Source organism: Anaerosinus sp. (genome assembly GCF_965318445.1).
This window is the reverse complement of the sequence record NZ_CBDNNH010000012.1, coordinates 1-17793: the sequence shown is the minus strand read 5'-3', so window position 1 is coordinate 17793 and position 17793 is coordinate 1. Positions and strand designations below refer to the sequence as shown.

The following is a 17793-nucleotide window of genomic DNA, read 5'->3' as shown; positions in this document are numbered from 1 at the left end:
ATGAGTATGAAGATATGTGTTTCAGCTCCTGGTTCTTGTGGAGAGTTAATTCAAGGGACCTTAGATGGGCAGAATTTTCTTGTCAGTTGTCCAATTAATATGTATTCTAACGTTATCGTTACAATGTCTCAGGTAAACAACAATAGTTTCTCTTTAGAACCGAAAGCTGAACTAGCCTTATATAATACTTTAAAATATTTAAAAGTTTCAGATTTCCACTATTCTTTATCATTATATTCACAATTGCCAAAAGGAAAGGGAATGGCTTCTAGTAGTGCTGATATTAGTGCTATTTGTCAAGCTGTAGCTATAGCAACTGGAAAAATTTTGACACCAAATGAAATTGCCAAAATCGCTGCGCAAATAGAACCAACGGATGGGATTTTCTATAAAGATCTTGTTTTATTTGATCATATAAATGGAATGAAATTAGCTACCTTGGGAAGTTGTCCACCCATTTCAATTTTAATTTTTGATTTAGGTGGTGAAATAAATACATTAGAATTTAATTCACGAAATGATTTAAGATTATTGAATCAATCTAAAGAATTTGAAATTAAGCAAGCCTTAAAAATGATAAAAAAAGGAATCTATGAAGGCAATTCCTCGCTTATTGGGCAAGGTGCTACGTTAAGTGCAAAAGCCAATCAGAAAATTTTATATAAGCCTTATTTACAAGAATTTATTGAAATTAATGCGAAATACGATGGGATTGGGGTGAGCATCGCACATAGTGGTACTATTCTAGGTATGATGTTTGATCAAGTTCGTCAAGGGAAAATGAAAGCTTGTTTAGCTTTTATTAAGCAAGCTTTTCCAAGCGTTCATTTTATCAAACAAGTACAGATCATTTCAGGAGGAGTGGTAGTAAAATCATATGGACCAAGATAAATTTATTCATGGTGGAAATATACATAGTTTTTTGCGAAAAACTTCTGCTGAAGCAAAAGTTTTAGACTTTAGTGCCAATATTAATCCGCTTGGATTATCGTTCCAGGTTAAAAATACAATTCTAAATTCGATTGCAGAAATCATTCACTATCCTGATCCTGCATGTTATTCTTTAAAAAAGACTATTGCAGAGTTTTATCAGATCAATAAGAAAAAAATCATTATAGGTAATGGAGCTGTTGAATTATTATACATATTATGTCATGTGCTTCGACCGAAACAAGCCCTTATTCTTGCGCCCTCATTTTCGGAATATGAGCGAGCAGCTCGTGCAGCTCATTCGAAAATTAACTATTTTTATTTATCCGAACAAGATAATTTTTTATTTCCGACAGAAACACTAATAAAAAAATTGAAAAATATAGACCTATGTTTTATTGGTAATCCCAATAATCCAACTGGAAATTTACTCACAATAGAAGAAATTGAAAAAATCATTATCGCTGCGAAAAAAGAAAATTGCTACATTATTTTAGATGAATCTTTTATAGATTTTGTTAAAAATGATTCACTGTACACAGCTAGGTCACTGCTTGATAAATTTGAAAATTTAATTCTTCTACAGTCTTTAACCAAATTTTATGCAATTCCAGGCTTGCGTTTGGGCTTTGCTGCAATGTCAGAGCAACTGATAAAAAAGTTAGAATTAGCAAAAGATCCTTGGAATGTAAACGTTTTGGCACAAAAAGCTGGCATTGCAGGTTTAAAAGATATTGAGTATCAAATAAAAACAAAGCAATTCGTGCAAAAATCTAAAGATTCTTTTTTTCATCAATTAGCTAATATTTCGAATCTAAAAATTTATAATCCGTCGGTAAATTTTATTCTATTAAAAATTTTAAATGAAACCATGGAAGCACAGCATTTGAAAACTTTACTTATGAAAAAGAATATATTGATTAGAGATTGCAGCAATTATCCTGGACTAAATAATTTTTTTGTCCGTATAGCTGTAAAATCAGAGGCAGAAAACCAGATTTTATTAAGAGAAATAAAAACTATTTTTGAGGCTAGGAGGTAGCATGGCAAAAATATTTTTAGTTAGGCATGGACAAACACATTGGAATTTATCTTTTAGATATCAAGGCCATGCAGATATCGATTTAACTGAAAAAGGGCTTTTGCAAGCGGAAGCTCTATCTGTAGCACTAAAACAGCAAAAGATTGCTGCTGTTTATACAAGTGATTTAAAAAGAGCGATAAATACTGGTCAAATTATTGCAAAGCCTCACCACTTATCACCTCAAATTCTTCCTGCTTTTAAAGAAATTTCATTTGGATTATGGGAAGGAATGACGTATAATGAAATTAATAAAAAATGGCCAGGCTGTTTTCAAAAGTTTACAATGGATGCCGAAGCTATTTGTATTCCAGATGGTGAATCCTTTTTTGATGTTCAACAGAGAACAATGCCAGCTCTTAGAAATCTTATCAATAAACATAAGAATGAAGATATTGTTATTGTTTCTCACGGTGCAGCAATACGAACAATATTAGCGGGAGTTTTACATATGCCACTGAAATATGTTTGGAGTATTAAACAAGATAATACGGCTTTAAATATTATTGAGCACTATGAAGATCATGTAATTCTTACTTTAATGAACGATACACATCACCTTGAATAAAAATTTATTCAAGGTGATTACATTTTAATGTCATAACCGATGCGAAAAGCGGGGTATATATGTATACATATTCACTTAGACCAAATAAGCCTTATATACTAAAAAAAATCATTCATAATACAGACCTTTCTAGCAAGGAAAGGTTTGATTTAAGTGATTGTAAAATCCAAGAAGTTTTACTTGATATAGAGAAATCTGTTTGGAAGATAGAGATTATTGTAAATGGAAATATTCCTATACAGTTCTTTGAAGAGCTTGCTGTAAAATTACAACAACTTTATAAAATAAGTAATGTTCAAATTAATGTTATTTACGCAGATATCGAATTGTTTTTTGAAAATAATTGGGGAATATTTATTGAACATATTGCTGAAGGAAACTCAACAATCAAACATTTACTATTAAATAGTAAGCGAAATTTTGATGGTAGAAAGCTAACATTAAACCTTTATGGTGATTTAGCAGAAGAAATTTTAACTGCTCATTTAGTTATTCACCGAATTCGCAGTTATATAAAAGTAAAATTTAATACGGAAATAGAAATTGATTGCATTACGGAACAAGAAAATTGCGAGCCACATAAAGATTTTATTGATGATATTATGACCCCAGAATATATAGAAGCGTTAAAGAACGATACTACAAAAGAATTGACAGCAAAAACTACAAATACAGATAAAGTCGTTATTTTTGGTAAACCAATTCGTGAAAATGAGCAAATAATTTCTGACATTCAAGATGAGGGTAGGAATATTGTTATTGCTGGGAAAATAGTAAATCTTGAAGTAAAAGAATTACGTACAGGACGGCAGCTATTATTATTCGATATTGCAGATGCTACTAGTGGAATTAGCTGTAAAAGAATATTTGATAATAAGGAAACTTTAGAGCCAATTTTAAAAGATATAAAATCTGGATTTTATGCAAAAATCAAAGGCAGTGTTCAGCATGATAAATATGCAAATGACTATATCATGTTTGTTGATAGCATGCAAAGATTTTCTACAAATACTCGCAGTGACACTTCTGAAATAAAAAGAGTTGAGCTCCATGCACATACTCATATGAGTAATATGGATGCGGTTGTCTCCATTAAGAATCTAATTAATACCGCTGCTAAATGGGGCCATCCCGCGATTGCAATTACTGATCATGGGGTAGTACAGGCTTTCCCAGAGGCCTGTGATGTTGCAGAAAAAGCTGGAATCAAAGTGATTTACGGAATGGAAGGATATCTATTTGAACAAGATATCAATAAATCTAATCATATTGTTATCTTAGCTAAAAATCCTATTGGATTAAAAAATTTATATAAAATAGTTTCTTTATCGCATTTAAAATTCTTCCATAGACGTCCTAAGGTCTCTAGAAAAATACTAGAAGAATATAGAGAAGGGCTTTTGTTTGGTTCAGCATGTGAAGCTGGAGAATTAATTCAAGCTATTATTAATGGCGAGAGTGATGATAAATTATTAGAAATCGCTAGATTTTATGATTATTTAGAAATTCAGCCAATCGGCAATAATGAATTTTTAATTAGAAATGGAAAAATTCAAGATGAAGATGGGCTAAGAAAAATTAATTTAAAAGTAGCAGAAATCGCCGAAAAATTGAAATTACCATTAGTAGCAACTTGCGATGTACACTTTTTAAATCCTGAAGATGAGATTTATCGGAGAATTTTAATGACCGGTAAAGGATTTTCAGATGCCGACCATCAGCCGCCATTATATCTGCGAACTACAGAAGAAATGTTGGAAGAATTTTCTTATTTGGGAAAAGAAAAAGCTGTTGATGCAGTTATAAATAATACACGCTTAATTGCTGATAAAATTGAAAACTTTAAACCTATTCCTGATGAGTTGTATTCACCACAAATTCCGGGAGCCGAAGAGCAAATAAAATCCATGGCTTATACTAAGGCAAAGACTTTGTATGGGGATGATTTGCCTAAAATAGTAAAAGACCGTTTAGAAAGCGAATTGAATTCAATTATCGGACATGGGTTTGCCGTTTTATACCTTATTGCGCATAAGTTGGTTAAAAAATCCTTAGATGACGGATACCTAGTAGGATCTCGAGGATCTGTAGGATCTTCTTTTGTTGCTACGATGACAGATATTACAGAAGTAAATCCATTGCCACCCCATTGGTTATGCCCTAAATGTAAATATAGTGAATTTATTACCGATGGAAGTTATGGTGGCGGATTTGACCTTCCAGATAAAAACTGTCCAAAGTGCAATGAAAAATTAATCAAAAACGGACATGATATTCCATTTGCTGTATTTATGGGATTTCATGGGGATAAAGTTCCTGATATTGATTTAAACTTTTCAGGCGACTATCAGCCAGTTGCTCATAAATACACAGAAGAATTATTCGGAAAAGATAATGTTTTTCGTGCTGGAACAATCGCCACAATTGCGGATAAAACAGCCTATGGATATATTAGTAAATATTTTTCTGATGCTGAAGGAAGACTTACTGTACGGAAAGCATATGCAAATAGTTTAGTCGATGGATGTACGGGAGTGAAAAGGACAACTGGGCAACATCCTGGGGGAATTATGGTTGTACCACGTGATATGGATGTACATCATTTTACACCAATACAACATCCGGCAGATGATAAAAATTCAACAACAATTACAACTCATTTTGATTATCATTCAATTAGTAGTCGTCTAGTTAAGCTTGATATATTAGGACATGATGATCCTACTGTAATCAAAATGTTAGAAGATTTAACTGGACGGGATCCTCTAACAATTCCTTTAGATGATCCAGAAACAATGAGCTTATTTTCTTCAACAAAAGCATTAAATGTAACTCCAGAAGAATTAGGAAGTGTAACAGGAACTTATGGAATACCTGAGTTTGGAACTAAATTTGTTCGTCAGATGCTCGACGATACAAAACCAAAAACCTTCAGTGAACTCGTTCGAATAAGTGGATTTTCACATGGTACGGATGTATGGCTGAACAACGCGCAGGATCTAATTAAAAATGGCATTGCTAAAGTTTCTGAAGCAATATCTGCACGTGATGATATCATGATGTATTTAATTCATAAAGGTGTTGATCCATCTTTATCTTTCAAAACTATGGAATCTGTACGGAAGGGAAAAGGAATTAAAGCTGAAGATGTGGAAAAATTGCGAACTCATAACATTCCAGAATGGTATATTGCGTCTTGTCAAAAAATAAAATATATGTTTCCAAAAGCACATGCTGTAGCATATGTAATGATGGCCTATCGAATTGCATATTGTAAAGTTCATTATCCTTTAGCATTCTATGCAGCTTATTTTTCTGTTAGAGCTACTGAATTTGATGCTGATATTATTTCAAAAGGCAAAATTTTCATTAAAGATAAGCTAAAAGAATTCGAAGAAATGGGGAATAATTTATCTGTAAAGGAAAAAGGATTACAAACAGTTTTAGAGATGGCTTTAGAAATGTATTTACGTGGATATAGTTTGGAAAAAGTAGATATTCGTGATTCAGCTCCTGAAAAGTTTATTATCTTACAAAACTCTTTATTACCACCATTAGCATCGTTAGAAGGAGTAGGAGTTTCAGCCGCTAACAATATTGTGGCTGCTAGGGAAGAAAAAGAATTTACTTCTATTGAAGATTTAAAAAATCGTGCTAAAATTTCAAAAACGGCAATAGATATTTTAAAGGCACATGGTTGTCTGGATCATTTACCAGAAACCGATCAAATTATCTTATTTGGATAAATTTTATCTATGGGTTGTAAATGATAAATATTAATGATATAATATTTGCATTGAGAATTATTGATGTTTTAAAGAGTGGGCGTAACAGCCCACTCTTTACTCTTATACTCTGTATTTTATTTTGTGGAATTTTATGTATAAGATATTTAGCATTAGGGAAAATAAATATAGTTTGGGAGGTGATTATGTGGCAAATCACATAGAAAATTTAGTTGAAAAATTAGTTGCTGAGTTATTAGCAGACACAGATATAGAATTAGTTGACGTTGAATACGTAAAAGAACGTGATTGGTATTTGAGAGTATTTATCGATAAAATTGGGGGCATTGAAATTGAAGATTGCCAATCCCTTAGTGAGCAATTGGAATCTAAACTAGATGAATTAGATCCAATTTCTGAAAGTTATTATCTAGAAGTTTCTTCTCCTGGAATTGATCGAGTATTAAAGAAAGATAGAGACTTAGAACGTCATAAAGGTGATATGATTGAAATCAGTACTTTTGCACCGATTGATGGTAGTAAATCTATCGTAGGGAAACTAACTAGTTTTACAAATATTGATTTAATAATTAATGATAGCAAAGTAATTCCAAGAGATAAAATTGCAAAAATCAAGCTATATGTTGAATTTTAATATATACAATTGAATAAGGGGGATTTAAATGAACGCAGAGTTCATGCAAGCATTTGAACAATTAGGAAAAGAAAAGGGGATTGCATCAGAAGTATTGTTTGATGCAATAGAAGCAGCCTTAATTTCTGCTTATAAACGAAACTTTGGGTTAGCACAAAATGTTCGCGTTTCTCTAGATAGAATTACTGGTGAAATTCATGTTTTTGCTCGAAAGAATATTGCAGAAGTAATAGAAGATGAACGTTTGGAAATTCAGTTATCTGAAGCAAAGAAAATTGATAGCAATTACGAAGTAGGGGATGTAATTGAAATTGAGGTTACACCAAAAAACTTTGGACGTATTGCAGCCCAGACAGCTAAACAAGTTGTTGTGCAAAGAATTCGAGAAGCTGAACGTGGAATCATTTATGAAGAGTTTTCAAATAGAGAAAGTGATATTTTAACTGGCATCGTACAGCGAATTGAGCAAAAAAATGTCTTTATTGATTTAGGTAAAGCGGAAGCAATTTTAGCACCGTCTGAGCAAATACCTTTTGAACAATATAAACATGGAGATAGAGTAAAAAGTTACATAATTGAAGTAAAGAAAACAACTAAAGGGCCGCAAATTTTAGTGTCAAGAACACATCCAGGCCTATTAAAGCGTCTTTTTGAGTTAGAGGTTCCTGAAATTCATGATGGAATTGTAGAAATTAAATCCGTAGCACGTGAGCCAGGTATGCGTTCTAAAATTGCTGTATATTCACGTGATGAAGATATTGATCCAGTGGGCTCTTGCGTAGGACATAAAGGTATGCGGGTTCAAACAATCGTTGATGAACTAAAAGGTGAAAAAATTGATATTGTAAAATGGAATGCTGATCCAGTAAAATATATTGCTAATTCACTAAGTCCGGCAAAAGTATTATCCGTTGAAGTCAACGAAATTGAAAAGGTTTCTAAAGTTATTGTTCCAGATTATCAATTGTCCTTAGCGATCGGAAAAGAAGGGCAGAATGCAAGATTGGCAGCAAAATTAACAGGATGGAAAATTGATATAAAAAGCGAATCACAGGCCGCACAAGAAATGGATGAAATAACATCGGAGGTTTAACTATGAATAAAAAAATTCCTCAACGCATGTGTGTAGGATGCCAAACTATGCACAATAAACGAGAACTTTTAAGAATAGTAAAAACCCCGGAAAATGAATTTTTGATTGATACATCTGGTAAAAAAGCAGGACGTGGGGCCTATATCTGTAATGATAAAGAATGTTTTAGTAAAGCTTATAAAGAAAAGCGTTTAGAAAAATCATTTAAAATGCAAATTAGTCAGGACATTTATGATGATTTGCAATCAAGGATTTTTTCTAATGAATGATACTAAGTTAAAAAAAATTTCCAATTTATTAGGATTAGCACAAAGATCTGGAAATCTAACGTCGGGTGAATTTTCTATTGCAAAACTAGTAAAAAGCGGGAAAATAAAACTACTTATCGTTGCAAACGATGTTTCAGATGAAACTAATAAACAATATTATAATATGGCGCAATATTATAATATAATGTTAATAAAACTTTTTACAAAAGATGAGTTAGGTAATATGATTGGTAAAGGATATCGTGCGGCGGTAGCAGTGAATGATCATGGATTTGCAAAGGCAATAATTAATTTATATAAGAGTGAGTAATTGGGGGTGGATCAATGTCCAAATATAGAATATATGAATTGGCAAAAGAATTTAATACTTCAAGTAAAATTATATTGGATATTTTAACGAAAAATGAAATTACAGCAGCAAAAAACCACATGAGTACGGTAGGAGATCCAGAAAAATTAATTTTAAAAAATCATTTTTCTGTAAAAAAATCCAATAATATCGTTCAACCTAACTCAGCTGTAAAAAAAGATGTAAAAGCTACGGAGCCCAATCATAGTGATAAGCAAAATAGCCATTTAGACCATAAAAAAAATGAAAAGTCACCAAATTTTAATAGTAAGGGTAATAATAATACATTGAATAATAAACAAAGTTCTACTAACAATCGTAATAAAAAGAAAAATTTTAATAAATCCAATCAAAACGATAAAAATAAAAAAAATCATAATAATCAAGTAAAACCAAATACAATCGAAATGGCAAAACCAAAAATAATTCAATTAGGTGGATCTATTACTGTTAAAGATTTTTCTATAAAAACAGGTAGAGATGTCAGCGAAATTATTAAAAAATTAATGATGCTAGGTATTATGGCAACAATTAATCAAGAAATTGATTTAGATACAGCTACCCTTTTAGCTGCTGACTTTGATATTACTGTAGAAGAATTGCCACCAGAAGCAGATCCAACAGAGATTCCGGAAATTGTTGATGATCCGAAAACTCTAGTATTACGTTCACCGGTTGTAACAGTAATGGGGCATGTCGACCATGGGAAGACTTCTTTATTAGACGTAATTCGTAAAACACATGTTACATCTAGAGAAGCTGGTGGAATTACACAACATATTGGTGCTTACCAAGTTGTTTGCCAAAATAAAAAAATTGTATTTTTAGATACTCCAGGACATGAAGCTTTTACAGCAATGCGTGCACGCGGAGCACAAGTAACGGATATTGCGATTTTAGTAGTTGCTGCAGATGATGGTGTTATGCCTCAAACAATTGAAGCTATTAATCATGCAAAATCTGCTAACGTACCAATTATTGTTGCTATTAATAAAATTGATCGACCAGGGGCAAATCCAGATCATGTAAAACAGCAATTAGCTGAGCATGCACTCATTCCTGAAGAATGGGGTGGTGATACAATCATGGTACCAGTATCGGCAAAACAAAAAATTGGTATAACAGAATTGTTAGAAATGGTACTTTTAGTTGCTGAAGTTCAAGAATTAAAAGCAAATCCTAATCGTGCTGCGCAAGGTATTATTATTGAAGCACAATTAGATAAAGGGCGTGGCCCAGTTGCTACAGTTCTTGTACAAGCTGGAACACTTAGTATTGGAGATTCCATTATTGCAGGAACTGCTGTCGGTAAAGTTAGAGCAATGGTTAATGATCGGGGCGAAAAAGTAAGAAAGGCTGGACCTTCTACACCGGTTGAGGTCTTAGGATTGGCTGATGTTCCAGAAGCTGGTGATATTTTAGTTTCTGTTGATGAAAAATTAGCTAGATCAATTGCTGAAAAGCGAATTGCAAAAAAACGTAGTGATGAACTAGCTCATTCTCAAAAAGTATCCTTAGATGATTTATTCCAACAAATTCAAGAAGGAAATATTAAAGATTTAAATATTTTAATTAAAGCAGATGTTCAAGGCTCTGTGGAAGCATTGCGTCAATCTTTATTAAATTTAAATAATAATAAAGAAGTAAGAGTAAATGTAATTCACGCTGGTGTTGGAGCTGTAAATGAATCTGACGTTATGTTATCATCTGCTGCGAATGCATTAATTATTGCATTTAATGTTCGTCCTGATGCGAATGCGAAAAAAATTGCAGATACAGAAAATATTGATATTCGAACTTATCGTGTAATTTATGAAGCAATTAACGATGTAGAAGCTGCAATGACGGGAATGCTTGCTCCACAATATAAAGAAGTTATTCAGGGAAAAGTTGAAATTCGTCAAGTAATGAATTTTTCTAAAGCATTAGTTGCTGGCTCTTATGTATTAGAAGGAAAGGTTACGAACTCCTCCAGTATCCGAATTATTCGTGATGGTATTGTAGTCCATGAAGGTATCATAGAATCTTTACGTCGTTTTAAAGACGATGTTAAAGAAGTTGCTGCTGGCTATGAATGTGGTATCACAATTGATAAGTTTAGGGATATTAAAGAAGGCGATATCATTGAAGCATATACAATGGAGCAAATCAAACCAAATAGTATAAATAATTAGAGTATGGAATGGGGGCATAATATGGGACAGCTCCGTATAGAAAAAGTCCAAGAGTTAATCAAACAAGAAGTTAGTAAAATAATTTTACAGGAATTAAAAGATCCAAGAATTGGATTTGTAACTGTCACACAGGTTGATGTTTCAGGTGATTTAAAATATGCTAAAATTTATGTTAGCTTACTAGGAAGTCAAGAAGAAGTGAAAAATACTTGGGCAGCATTACAAAGTTCGTTAGGTTATTTAAGAAGAGAAATTGGGCACAGAATCAAATTAAGATGTACGCCAGAACTATCTTTTCAGATAGATAAGTCTTTAGATCATAGTGTACATATTCAAGAATTACTTGATAAAATTAAAAAGAATGAGGCCAATTAATCCTATGGACATTACTTTATCTCAAGCTGCAGAAATTATAAAAAGCAGTGATAATATTATTATCACTGCTCATATTAATCCAGATGGTGATGCAATCGGTTCACTACTTGCTTTAGCCATATATATAAAAGACTGTGGAAAAAATGTCACTTGCATTTTAGATGATGATATTCCTGAAAAATTTAATTTTATGCCAAATATCTCTTTAATTCAGAAACCATCTAATATAATTAAATCTGATTTACTAATTGTATTAGATTCAAGTGATATAGAGCGAATTGGCAAGGTTGCTCAAATGGTACAGGCTCCAATTTTAAATATTGATCATCATATTTCTAATATTAAATTTGCAGATTATTTATATTTAGATGCAGACGCAGCCGCGACAGGCGAAATTATCTTTGAGCTTTTAGAATCACAAAAATGTAAATTTAACAAAGACATTGCAACTTGTTTATATACTGCAATTGCGACAGATTGCGGGTTTTTTCGATATGCAAATACCTCCGCTTCGACAATGAGGATTGCGGCAAAACTCATTGAAGCGGGCGTATCACCAAATATGATTTCCGAAAAAATTGAGAAAAAAAGTTTAGAAAATATGCGTGCATTAATTAAAGCATTAGAAAGTTTAGAATTTTTTCTTGATAATAAAGTCGGAGTATTATCAATTACAGAGGATATTTTAAATATTTGCGATAATACAGAAGGCTTCATTGATTTTCCACGAGTCATTGATGGGGTTGAAATTGCAATTTTATTTAAATGTGTACAAGATAATTTATGCAGGGTAAGTATGCGATCTAAATCAGTTGATGTAAGTTCAATTGCTAAAATTTTCAATGGTGGTGGACACAAACGAGCGGCTGGATGCAGTATACTACTTCCTATTAATGAAGCAAAAAAATTACTAATTGATACAATTGCTAAGCAGATGAAGAATGGAGCAACAGATGTGTAGTGATGGATTAGTTAATGTTTTAAAGCCACCAGGAATGAGCTCACACGATGTTGTTTCTTTTATTCGTCGCGTATATCAGACAAAAAAAGTAGGACATGCAGGAACTTTAGACCCTGCAGCTTGTGGCGTATTACCTATTGCAATTGGAAAAGCAACTAGATTAATTGAATACATGTCTGAGGCTGATAAAAGTTATCGTGCTGAGTTAACATTTGGTTTTGAAACAGATTCAGGCGATGACACAGGAATGATTGTAAAAAAGGTTGATAAATATATATTACCTTCATTTGAAGTCATTTCAGATACTTTAAACTCTTTTGTTGGTGATATTATACAGACACCACCTATGCATTCTGCAATTAAAATTAATGGTAATAAATTATGTGATTTAGTTCGTAAAGGTATAAAAGTTGAAGTTCCTAGTCGTAAAGTAGAAATAAAAAAAATTTTACCTATACAATATAGGAATAATAAATTATTATTTGATGTAAGTTGCTCTAAAGGTACATATATTAGGAGTTTATGTATGGATATTGGACACAAATTAATGATTCCAGCTACTATGTCTTTTCTAACAAGAACAAGAGTTGGAGACTTTTCATTAAATGATTCATATACACTTAAAGAAATTGCTGAACAAAAAAAATCAATACTGCTAGATGTAGACTACAGTGTAAAACATTTACCTAGTATTAATTTATCCCTCAAGCAAATTTTAGATTTTCAAGAAGGCCGTTCAGTTAAAATAGATTTAATAAATAAAGCACAACTATTTCGAGTTTATAATATGGATAAGTCTTTTATTGGGATTGCTAGATATGACAATTTATCTGGAACACTTACTGCAAAAAAAGTGTTAGTTAGAAAATCTCTCTAATCAAACTCGATAGTGGTCTACTATTAGAGGTTGATTTTCTTGTTTACTATAGTATATTAAAAGTAATTAAGGTAAACACGTTTATAAGGGAGGCAAATAATTTATGCAAATATATACCGAATTAACTAATTTAAAGCATAAGTATAAAAATATTGTAGTTGCGCTGGGAACATTTGATGGAATTCACATTGGACATCAAAAAATTATTAACAAAGCAGTAGACTTAGCAAAATCGATCAAGGGAATCAGCGTAGTAGTTACCTTTAGTAATCATCCATTAGAAGTTATTAATTTAAATCTTTGCCCGCCTCAAATTAATTCAAATTTTGAAAAAGAAAAGATTTTAGAGAATATAGGATTAGACATTCTTTTTAATATTCCCTTTACAAAATCATTGCTTTCATTACCACCAGAAGATTTTTTATCACTTTTGTGCGAGCATTTGGATCCTAAATATTTAGTTGCTGGACCGAACTATTCTTTTGGATATAAAGGCAAAGGCACACCACAGCTATTAAAAAAGCTAGGTGCTAAGTTTGGATTCAATGCCTATATTCATCCCGAAGTTTATTACGATAACATAATAGTCAGCAGCACACGAATTAGAAATTTGCTTATAGAGGGGAACATAACTTTAGCTAATAAATTATTAGGTAGACCTTTTTCATTTTATGGGACAGTTTGTCAAGGCGATCAAAGAGGTCGTTTATTGGGGTTTCCCACTGCTAATATATTGGACTCTACAGAAAAAATTTTACCTGCCGCAGGTGTATATGTAACTAAAACAACTGTCAATAATACTACCTATTTTTCTATAACAAATATTGGAGTCAATCCTACTTTTAATGGCAATAGTAAACATCTAGAAACTCATTTGTTTGATTTTAATAATAATTTGTACAAAAAAACGATTAATATAGAATTCTTTAAAAGAATTAGAAATGAAAAGCGTTTTGCAAATATAGATTGTTTAAAAAAGCAAATAAATGATGATATTTTGTTTGCTAAAAATTTTTGGATTTGACTTTGCAAGCGTTTTATGATATTGTATCTAAGGTATTAATTTATGTCATGACCATGGCGAGGAAGATTGATTCTCCAACTTATTCTTGGCTATAGGTTTTATTTAAACTAGGAGGGTATTTTAATGTTAACTCAAGAAGCAAAACAGCAATTAATCGAACAATATCGCGTACATGAAGGTGATACAGGATCACCAGAAGTACAAATTGCAATTTTAACTGCAAGAATTCTTTACTTAACAGACCATTTAAAAGAGCATAAAAAAGATCATCATTCACGTCGTGGTCTATTGAAAATGGTTGGTCATCGTAGAAGATTATTAAATTATCTACGTACAAATGACATTGAGCGTTATCGTACGATTATTGCAAAATTAAATTTACGTAAATAATTTAAAGCGGGAAAATTCCCGCTTTTTTATTTGTTTATGGTTATTTTTATATAAAAAAGGAAATACTAAAAAAAATGTCGAAGATAATCTTTGAAGAATAGATAGGTATAAGTAGGAGGAGAAAGAATGCATAGTTTTGAAATGCAATTAGGTGGAAGATCATTAATCATTGAAACAGGAAAAATGGCCAAGCAAGCAAATGGTGCTGTATTAATAAAGTATGGCGATACAGCAGTTTTAGTCACTGCAACAGCTTCGGCTGAGCCTCGCGAAGGTGTTGACTTCTTTCCTTTAACGGTTGATTATGAAGAAAAATTATATGCTGTAGGAAAAATTCCTGGTGGATTTATAAAACGTGAGGGGCGCCCTAGTGAATCTTCTATTTTAGCAAGTCGCTTAATTGATAGACCTATTCGCCCGCTTTTTGCAGATGGATTCCGCAATGATGTACAAATTGTTGCAACAGTAATGTCCGTAGAACAAGATAATGCACCTGATGTAATTGCAATGATTGGTGCTTCATGTGCTTTATCTATTTCAGATATTCCATTTAATGGACCAATCGCGGGGGTAAGGGTTGGATATATAGACAAACAATTTATATTAAATCCTACAGTAGCTCAACAAAATGAAAGTGAATTAAATTTAATTGTTGCAGGTTCTCATGACGCAGTTATGATGGTTGAAGCGGGTGCAAATGAATTATCAGAAGAAATAATTTTAGATGCTATTATGTTCGGACATGAAGCAATTCGTAAAATAGTTGAGTTTCAAACTACAATTGTTAATACGATTGGTAAAGAAAAAAGATCGGTTCAATTATTTGAAGTTCCTGAAGATATTAATAATTTAGTTCGCGAATATGCTACTGAAAAATTAGCAGTTGCAATAAAAAATTCAGATAAGTTAGAGCGAGAAGAAAATATAACCTCCGTAAAAAATGAAACGATTGAACATTTTGTAGAACAATTTCCTGATGATTTGAAATATATTCAATATATTTTACAAAAAATTGTAAAAGAGACCGTTCGACAAATGATTACTATCAACAAAATTAGACCTGATGGACGTGAAATTGAAGAAGTACGACCAATCACTTGCGAAGTTGGTATATTGCCACGTACTCACGGTTCTGGCTTATTTACCCGAGGGCAAACTCAGATATTAACGATTACTACATTAGGTGCAATTGGCGACGAGCAAATTATTGATGGTCTAGGTACCGAAGAATCTAAAAGATACATGCATCATTATAATTTTCCAGCGTTTAGTGTGGGAGAAACAAGACCATCGCGAGGTCCTGGAAGAAGAGAAATTGGCCATGGTGCTTTAGCAGAACGTGCATTAGTTCCGGTTATTCCAAGTGTTGCTGAGTTTCCTTATACTTTACGTTTAGTATCAGAAGTTTTAGAATCTAATGGCTCTAGTTCAATGGGAAGTGTTTGTGGTAGCACCTTATCTTTAATGCACGCAGGCGTTCCAATTAAACGTCCGGTGTCCGGAGTAGCTATGGGATTAGTAAAAGATGGAGATAACTATACTATTCTAACAGATATTCAAGGCATGGAAGATGCTTTAGGGGATATGGATTTTAAAGTTGCAGGAACTACAGAGGGTATAACAGCAATTCAAATGGATATTAAAATTGCTGGATTAACAAAAGAAATTTTAGCAACTGCTTTAGCACAAGCAAAACGAGGAAGGGCTTTTATTCTTGATAAAATGTTAGAAATTATGCCAATGCCAAATAAAGAGCTTTCACCATATGCACCTCGCATTATAACAATGCAAATTAATCCTGATAAAATTAGAGATGTAATTGGACCTGGCGGTAAAATGATAAAGAAAATCATTGATGAAACTGGGGTAAGTATTGACATTGAAGACGATGGTAAAGTATTTATTTCAGCCGTAGATGTTAGTGCCGCAGAAAGAGCAATTGATATAATTAATGGACTTGTAAAGGAAATTGAAGTTGGTGAAACTTATAAAGGAAAAGTAAATCGCATAATGAATTTTGGTGCTTTCGTTGAAATATTACCAGGTAAAGAAGGGCTTATTCATATATCGCAATTAGCAAAAGAAAGAGTCGCAAAAGTTGAAGATGTAGTAAATATTGGTGATGAAATTGAAGTAAAAGTCATTGAAATTGACCGTCAAGGGCGTATTAATTTATCTCACAAAGTGCTACTTCCAAACGATGAAGAATAAAAACAAAACCGCTCCAGTCCTTAGTTTATAAGGGTTTAAGCGGTTTTTTCTTTTTATTTATAATTGTATTTTACGCATATAAAAATACGTGAAAAATATTAATTCAAAAAACTTCAGGCATTGGTACAAAAGTATCATACTTGAGCTTTTTGTTTTTATATTTCACTATCATACGGTACAAGTAATAATTTCCAAATTAATTTTAATCTTAAGCAGAACAAGCAGCGAACAATTGCATATGATACAGTATAAAAAAATGAAGGAAGTTAATTTTATGGATGATAGAATGTGCAATATTGAATTAAATAATGAGTTTAGACTTCTTTGGGAACAGCATGTTTACTGGACTAGAATCGTAATCATGGGGATAGCGTTCAATTTACCCGATTTAGATTGCTCATCAAGTCGTCTACTGCGCAATGCACCTGATTTTGCGGAAGTTTTTTGCCGCTATTATGGGAGAAAAAATGCAAATGAATTTGGTGGTCTAATCCGCGATCATCTGATTATTGCAGCTAATTTAGTCAATGCAGCAAAAATAGGCAATATCGAGGAAGCAAGTCGCCAAGAATGCAAATGGTATGAAAATGCAGATGACATTGTTTGTTTTCTCAACCATATCAATCCTTATTGGTCTGTAAAGAAAATGAAGGCAATGTGGTATGAACATTTAGGATTAACTAAAGATGAGGCTGCTGCGATCCTTACCAATCGTTATTGCGACAGCGTTGAAATTTTTGATCAAATTGAACAGGAAGCCTTAATGATGGCGGATTGTTTTACAGAGGGAATTCTTCAACAAAAATATAATTAAGCAACTAAAAATAAAGGCATCGCTAGAACGACTAGTGATGTCTTCATTCTTTTAGAATCAATCTTAACATGGGAATTTCTATCATTTATGCCTGCACTAAGTCTTTGATATGCTCCTTTTATAGTAGACAGTTAAAATAATATAACTGTTTCTATGAAGGGAGTATTTTTCATGGGCAGAAAAGGAAAGATTTCAATAGAAGGAAAAGTGAGCTCAATTGAAGCATACCTGCTAGGAGGCAAAGGTATTTCTCAAATATGTTCTGAGCTAAGCATTACTAAAAATTCATTCTATAAA

At 32.4% G+C, this 17793-nt stretch carries 16 protein-coding genes; all 16 read left to right on the top strand.

Annotation, left to right across the window (positions count from 1 at the left end; genetic code table 11):
- Positions 1 to 6: 6 nt before the first annotated feature.
- The 16 genes from ACWZFG_RS06105 to ACWZFG_RS06030 all read left to right on the top strand — a co-directional run bounded on the left by ACWZFG_RS06105 (position 7) and on the right by ACWZFG_RS06030 (position 17496).
- Positions 7 to 891, top strand: a complete 885-nt coding sequence (locus ACWZFG_RS06105; RefSeq protein WP_418626881.1) for a GHMP family kinase ATP-binding protein — start codon at positions 7 to 9, stop codon at positions 889 to 891.
- Complete coding sequence (gene cobD, locus ACWZFG_RS06100) at positions 878 to 1972, top strand: threonine-phosphate decarboxylase CobD (RefSeq protein WP_455577248.1); 1095 nt, start codon at positions 878 to 880, stop codon at positions 1970 to 1972. The genes ACWZFG_RS06105 and cobD overlap by 14 nt, the downstream gene beginning before the upstream one ends.
- A 1-nt stretch (position 1973) precedes the next feature.
- On the top strand, positions 1974 to 2579 hold the full coding sequence (cobC, locus tag ACWZFG_RS06095; RefSeq protein WP_147668714.1) for an alpha-ribazole phosphatase: 606 nt from the start codon (positions 1974 to 1976) through the stop codon (positions 2577 to 2579).
- Between the two features lie 59 nt (positions 2580 to 2638).
- A complete protein-coding gene (locus tag ACWZFG_RS06090) occupies positions 2639 to 6325 on the top strand; it encodes a PolC-type DNA polymerase III (protein WP_177503942.1) in 3687 nt (1228 codons plus the stop codon).
- A 187-nt stretch (positions 6326 to 6512) separates the two neighbouring features.
- The gene (locus tag ACWZFG_RS06085) at positions 6513 to 6959 is read left to right on the top strand and encodes a ribosome maturation factor RimP (RefSeq protein ID WP_418626833.1); all 447 of its coding nucleotides are present in this window, start codon (positions 6513 to 6515) and stop codon (positions 6957 to 6959) included.
- A gap of 28 nt (positions 6960 to 6987) precedes the next feature.
- Positions 6988 to 8052 carry a transcription termination factor NusA gene (gene nusA / locus ACWZFG_RS06080; RefSeq protein ID WP_147668707.1) on the top strand — a complete coding sequence of 355 codons (1065 nt, stop codon included), beginning with the start codon at positions 6988 to 6990 and terminating at the stop codon, positions 8050 to 8052.
- Positions 8053 to 8054: 2 nt separating this feature from the next.
- Positions 8055 to 8321 (top strand): RNase P modulator RnpM, encoded by a 267-nt coding sequence (rnpM, locus tag ACWZFG_RS06075; protein ID WP_177503938.1) that lies wholly within the window; start codon positions 8055 to 8057, stop codon positions 8319 to 8321.
- A complete protein-coding gene (locus tag ACWZFG_RS06070; RefSeq protein WP_147668703.1) occupies positions 8314 to 8631 on the top strand; it encodes a L7Ae/L30e/S12e/Gadd45 family ribosomal protein in 318 nt (105 codons plus the stop codon). The genes rnpM and ACWZFG_RS06070 overlap by 8 nt, the downstream gene beginning before the upstream one ends.
- 14 nt (positions 8632 to 8645) lie before the next feature.
- Positions 8646 to 10844 (top strand): translation initiation factor IF-2, encoded by a 2199-nt coding sequence (gene infB, locus ACWZFG_RS06065; RefSeq protein WP_177503934.1) that lies wholly within the window; start codon positions 8646 to 8648, stop codon positions 10842 to 10844.
- A gap of 21 nt (positions 10845 to 10865) precedes the next feature.
- On the top strand, positions 10866 to 11219 hold the full coding sequence (gene rbfA, locus ACWZFG_RS06060; RefSeq protein ID WP_147668699.1) for a 30S ribosome-binding factor RbfA: 354 nt from the start codon (positions 10866 to 10868) through the stop codon (positions 11217 to 11219).
- A 4-nt stretch (positions 11220 to 11223) separates the two neighbouring features.
- Positions 11224 to 12180, top strand: a complete 957-nt coding sequence (locus tag ACWZFG_RS06055) for a DHH family phosphoesterase (RefSeq protein WP_147668697.1) — start codon at positions 11224 to 11226, stop codon at positions 12178 to 12180.
- Complete coding sequence (truB, locus tag ACWZFG_RS06050; RefSeq protein ID WP_418627387.1) at positions 12161 to 13057, top strand: tRNA pseudouridine(55) synthase TruB; 897 nt, start codon at positions 12161 to 12163, stop codon at positions 13055 to 13057. The genes ACWZFG_RS06055 and truB overlap by 20 nt, the downstream gene beginning before the upstream one ends.
- A 103-nt stretch (positions 13058 to 13160) precedes the next feature.
- Positions 13161 to 14081, top strand: a complete 921-nt coding sequence (locus tag ACWZFG_RS06045; protein WP_455577247.1) for a bifunctional riboflavin kinase/FAD synthetase — start codon at positions 13161 to 13163, stop codon at positions 14079 to 14081.
- A gap of 123 nt (positions 14082 to 14204) precedes the next feature.
- Entirely contained in the window at positions 14205 to 14471 is a 267-nt protein-coding gene (gene rpsO, locus ACWZFG_RS06040) for a 30S ribosomal protein S15 (RefSeq protein ID WP_147668692.1), read from the top strand.
- A 126-nt stretch (positions 14472 to 14597) separates the two neighbouring features.
- Complete coding sequence (locus ACWZFG_RS06035; RefSeq protein ID WP_177503928.1) at positions 14598 to 16682, top strand: polyribonucleotide nucleotidyltransferase; 2085 nt, start codon at positions 14598 to 14600, stop codon at positions 16680 to 16682.
- A gap of 274 nt (positions 16683 to 16956) precedes the next feature.
- Complete coding sequence (locus ACWZFG_RS06030; protein ID WP_418626610.1) at positions 16957 to 17496, top strand: hypothetical protein; 540 nt, start codon at positions 16957 to 16959, stop codon at positions 17494 to 17496.
- Positions 17497 to 17793 lie beyond the last annotated feature (297 nt).

Coding starts and splice junctions, on each gene's coding strand:
- ACWZFG_RS06090 (WP_177503942.1), top strand. CDS start 2,639: ATGTATACATATTCACTTAGACCAAATAAGCCTTATATACTAAAAAAA.
- rbfA (WP_147668699.1), top strand. CDS start 10,866: ATGGGACAGCTCCGTATAGAAAAAGTCCAAGAGTTAATCAAACAAGAA.
- ACWZFG_RS06070 (WP_147668703.1), top strand. CDS start 8,314: ATGAATGATACTAAGTTAAAAAAAATTTCCAATTTATTAGGATTAGCA.
- ACWZFG_RS06045 (WP_455577247.1), top strand. CDS start 13,161: ATGCAAATATATACCGAATTAACTAATTTAAAGCATAAGTATAAAAAT.
- ACWZFG_RS06055 (WP_147668697.1), top strand. CDS start 11,224: ATGGACATTACTTTATCTCAAGCTGCAGAAATTATAAAAAGCAGTGAT.
- nusA (WP_147668707.1), top strand. CDS start 6,988: ATGAACGCAGAGTTCATGCAAGCATTTGAACAATTAGGAAAAGAAAAG.
- ACWZFG_RS06035 (WP_177503928.1), top strand. CDS start 14,598: ATGCATAGTTTTGAAATGCAATTAGGTGGAAGATCATTAATCATTGAA.
- cobD (WP_455577248.1), top strand. CDS start 878: ATGGACCAAGATAAATTTATTCATGGTGGAAATATACATAGTTTTTTG.
- ACWZFG_RS06105 (WP_418626881.1), top strand. CDS start 7: ATGAAGATATGTGTTTCAGCTCCTGGTTCTTGTGGAGAGTTAATTCAA.
- rnpM (WP_177503938.1), top strand. CDS start 8,055: ATGAATAAAAAAATTCCTCAACGCATGTGTGTAGGATGCCAAACTATG.
- infB (WP_177503934.1), top strand. CDS start 8,646: ATGTCCAAATATAGAATATATGAATTGGCAAAAGAATTTAATACTTCA.
- rpsO (WP_147668692.1), top strand. CDS start 14,205: ATGTTAACTCAAGAAGCAAAACAGCAATTAATCGAACAATATCGCGTA.
- cobC (WP_147668714.1), top strand. CDS start 1,974: ATGGCAAAAATATTTTTAGTTAGGCATGGACAAACACATTGGAATTTA.
- ACWZFG_RS06030 (WP_418626610.1), top strand. CDS start 16,957: ATGGATGATAGAATGTGCAATATTGAATTAAATAATGAGTTTAGACTT.
- truB (WP_418627387.1), top strand. CDS start 12,161: ATGGAGCAACAGATGTGTAGTGATGGATTAGTTAATGTTTTAAAGCCA.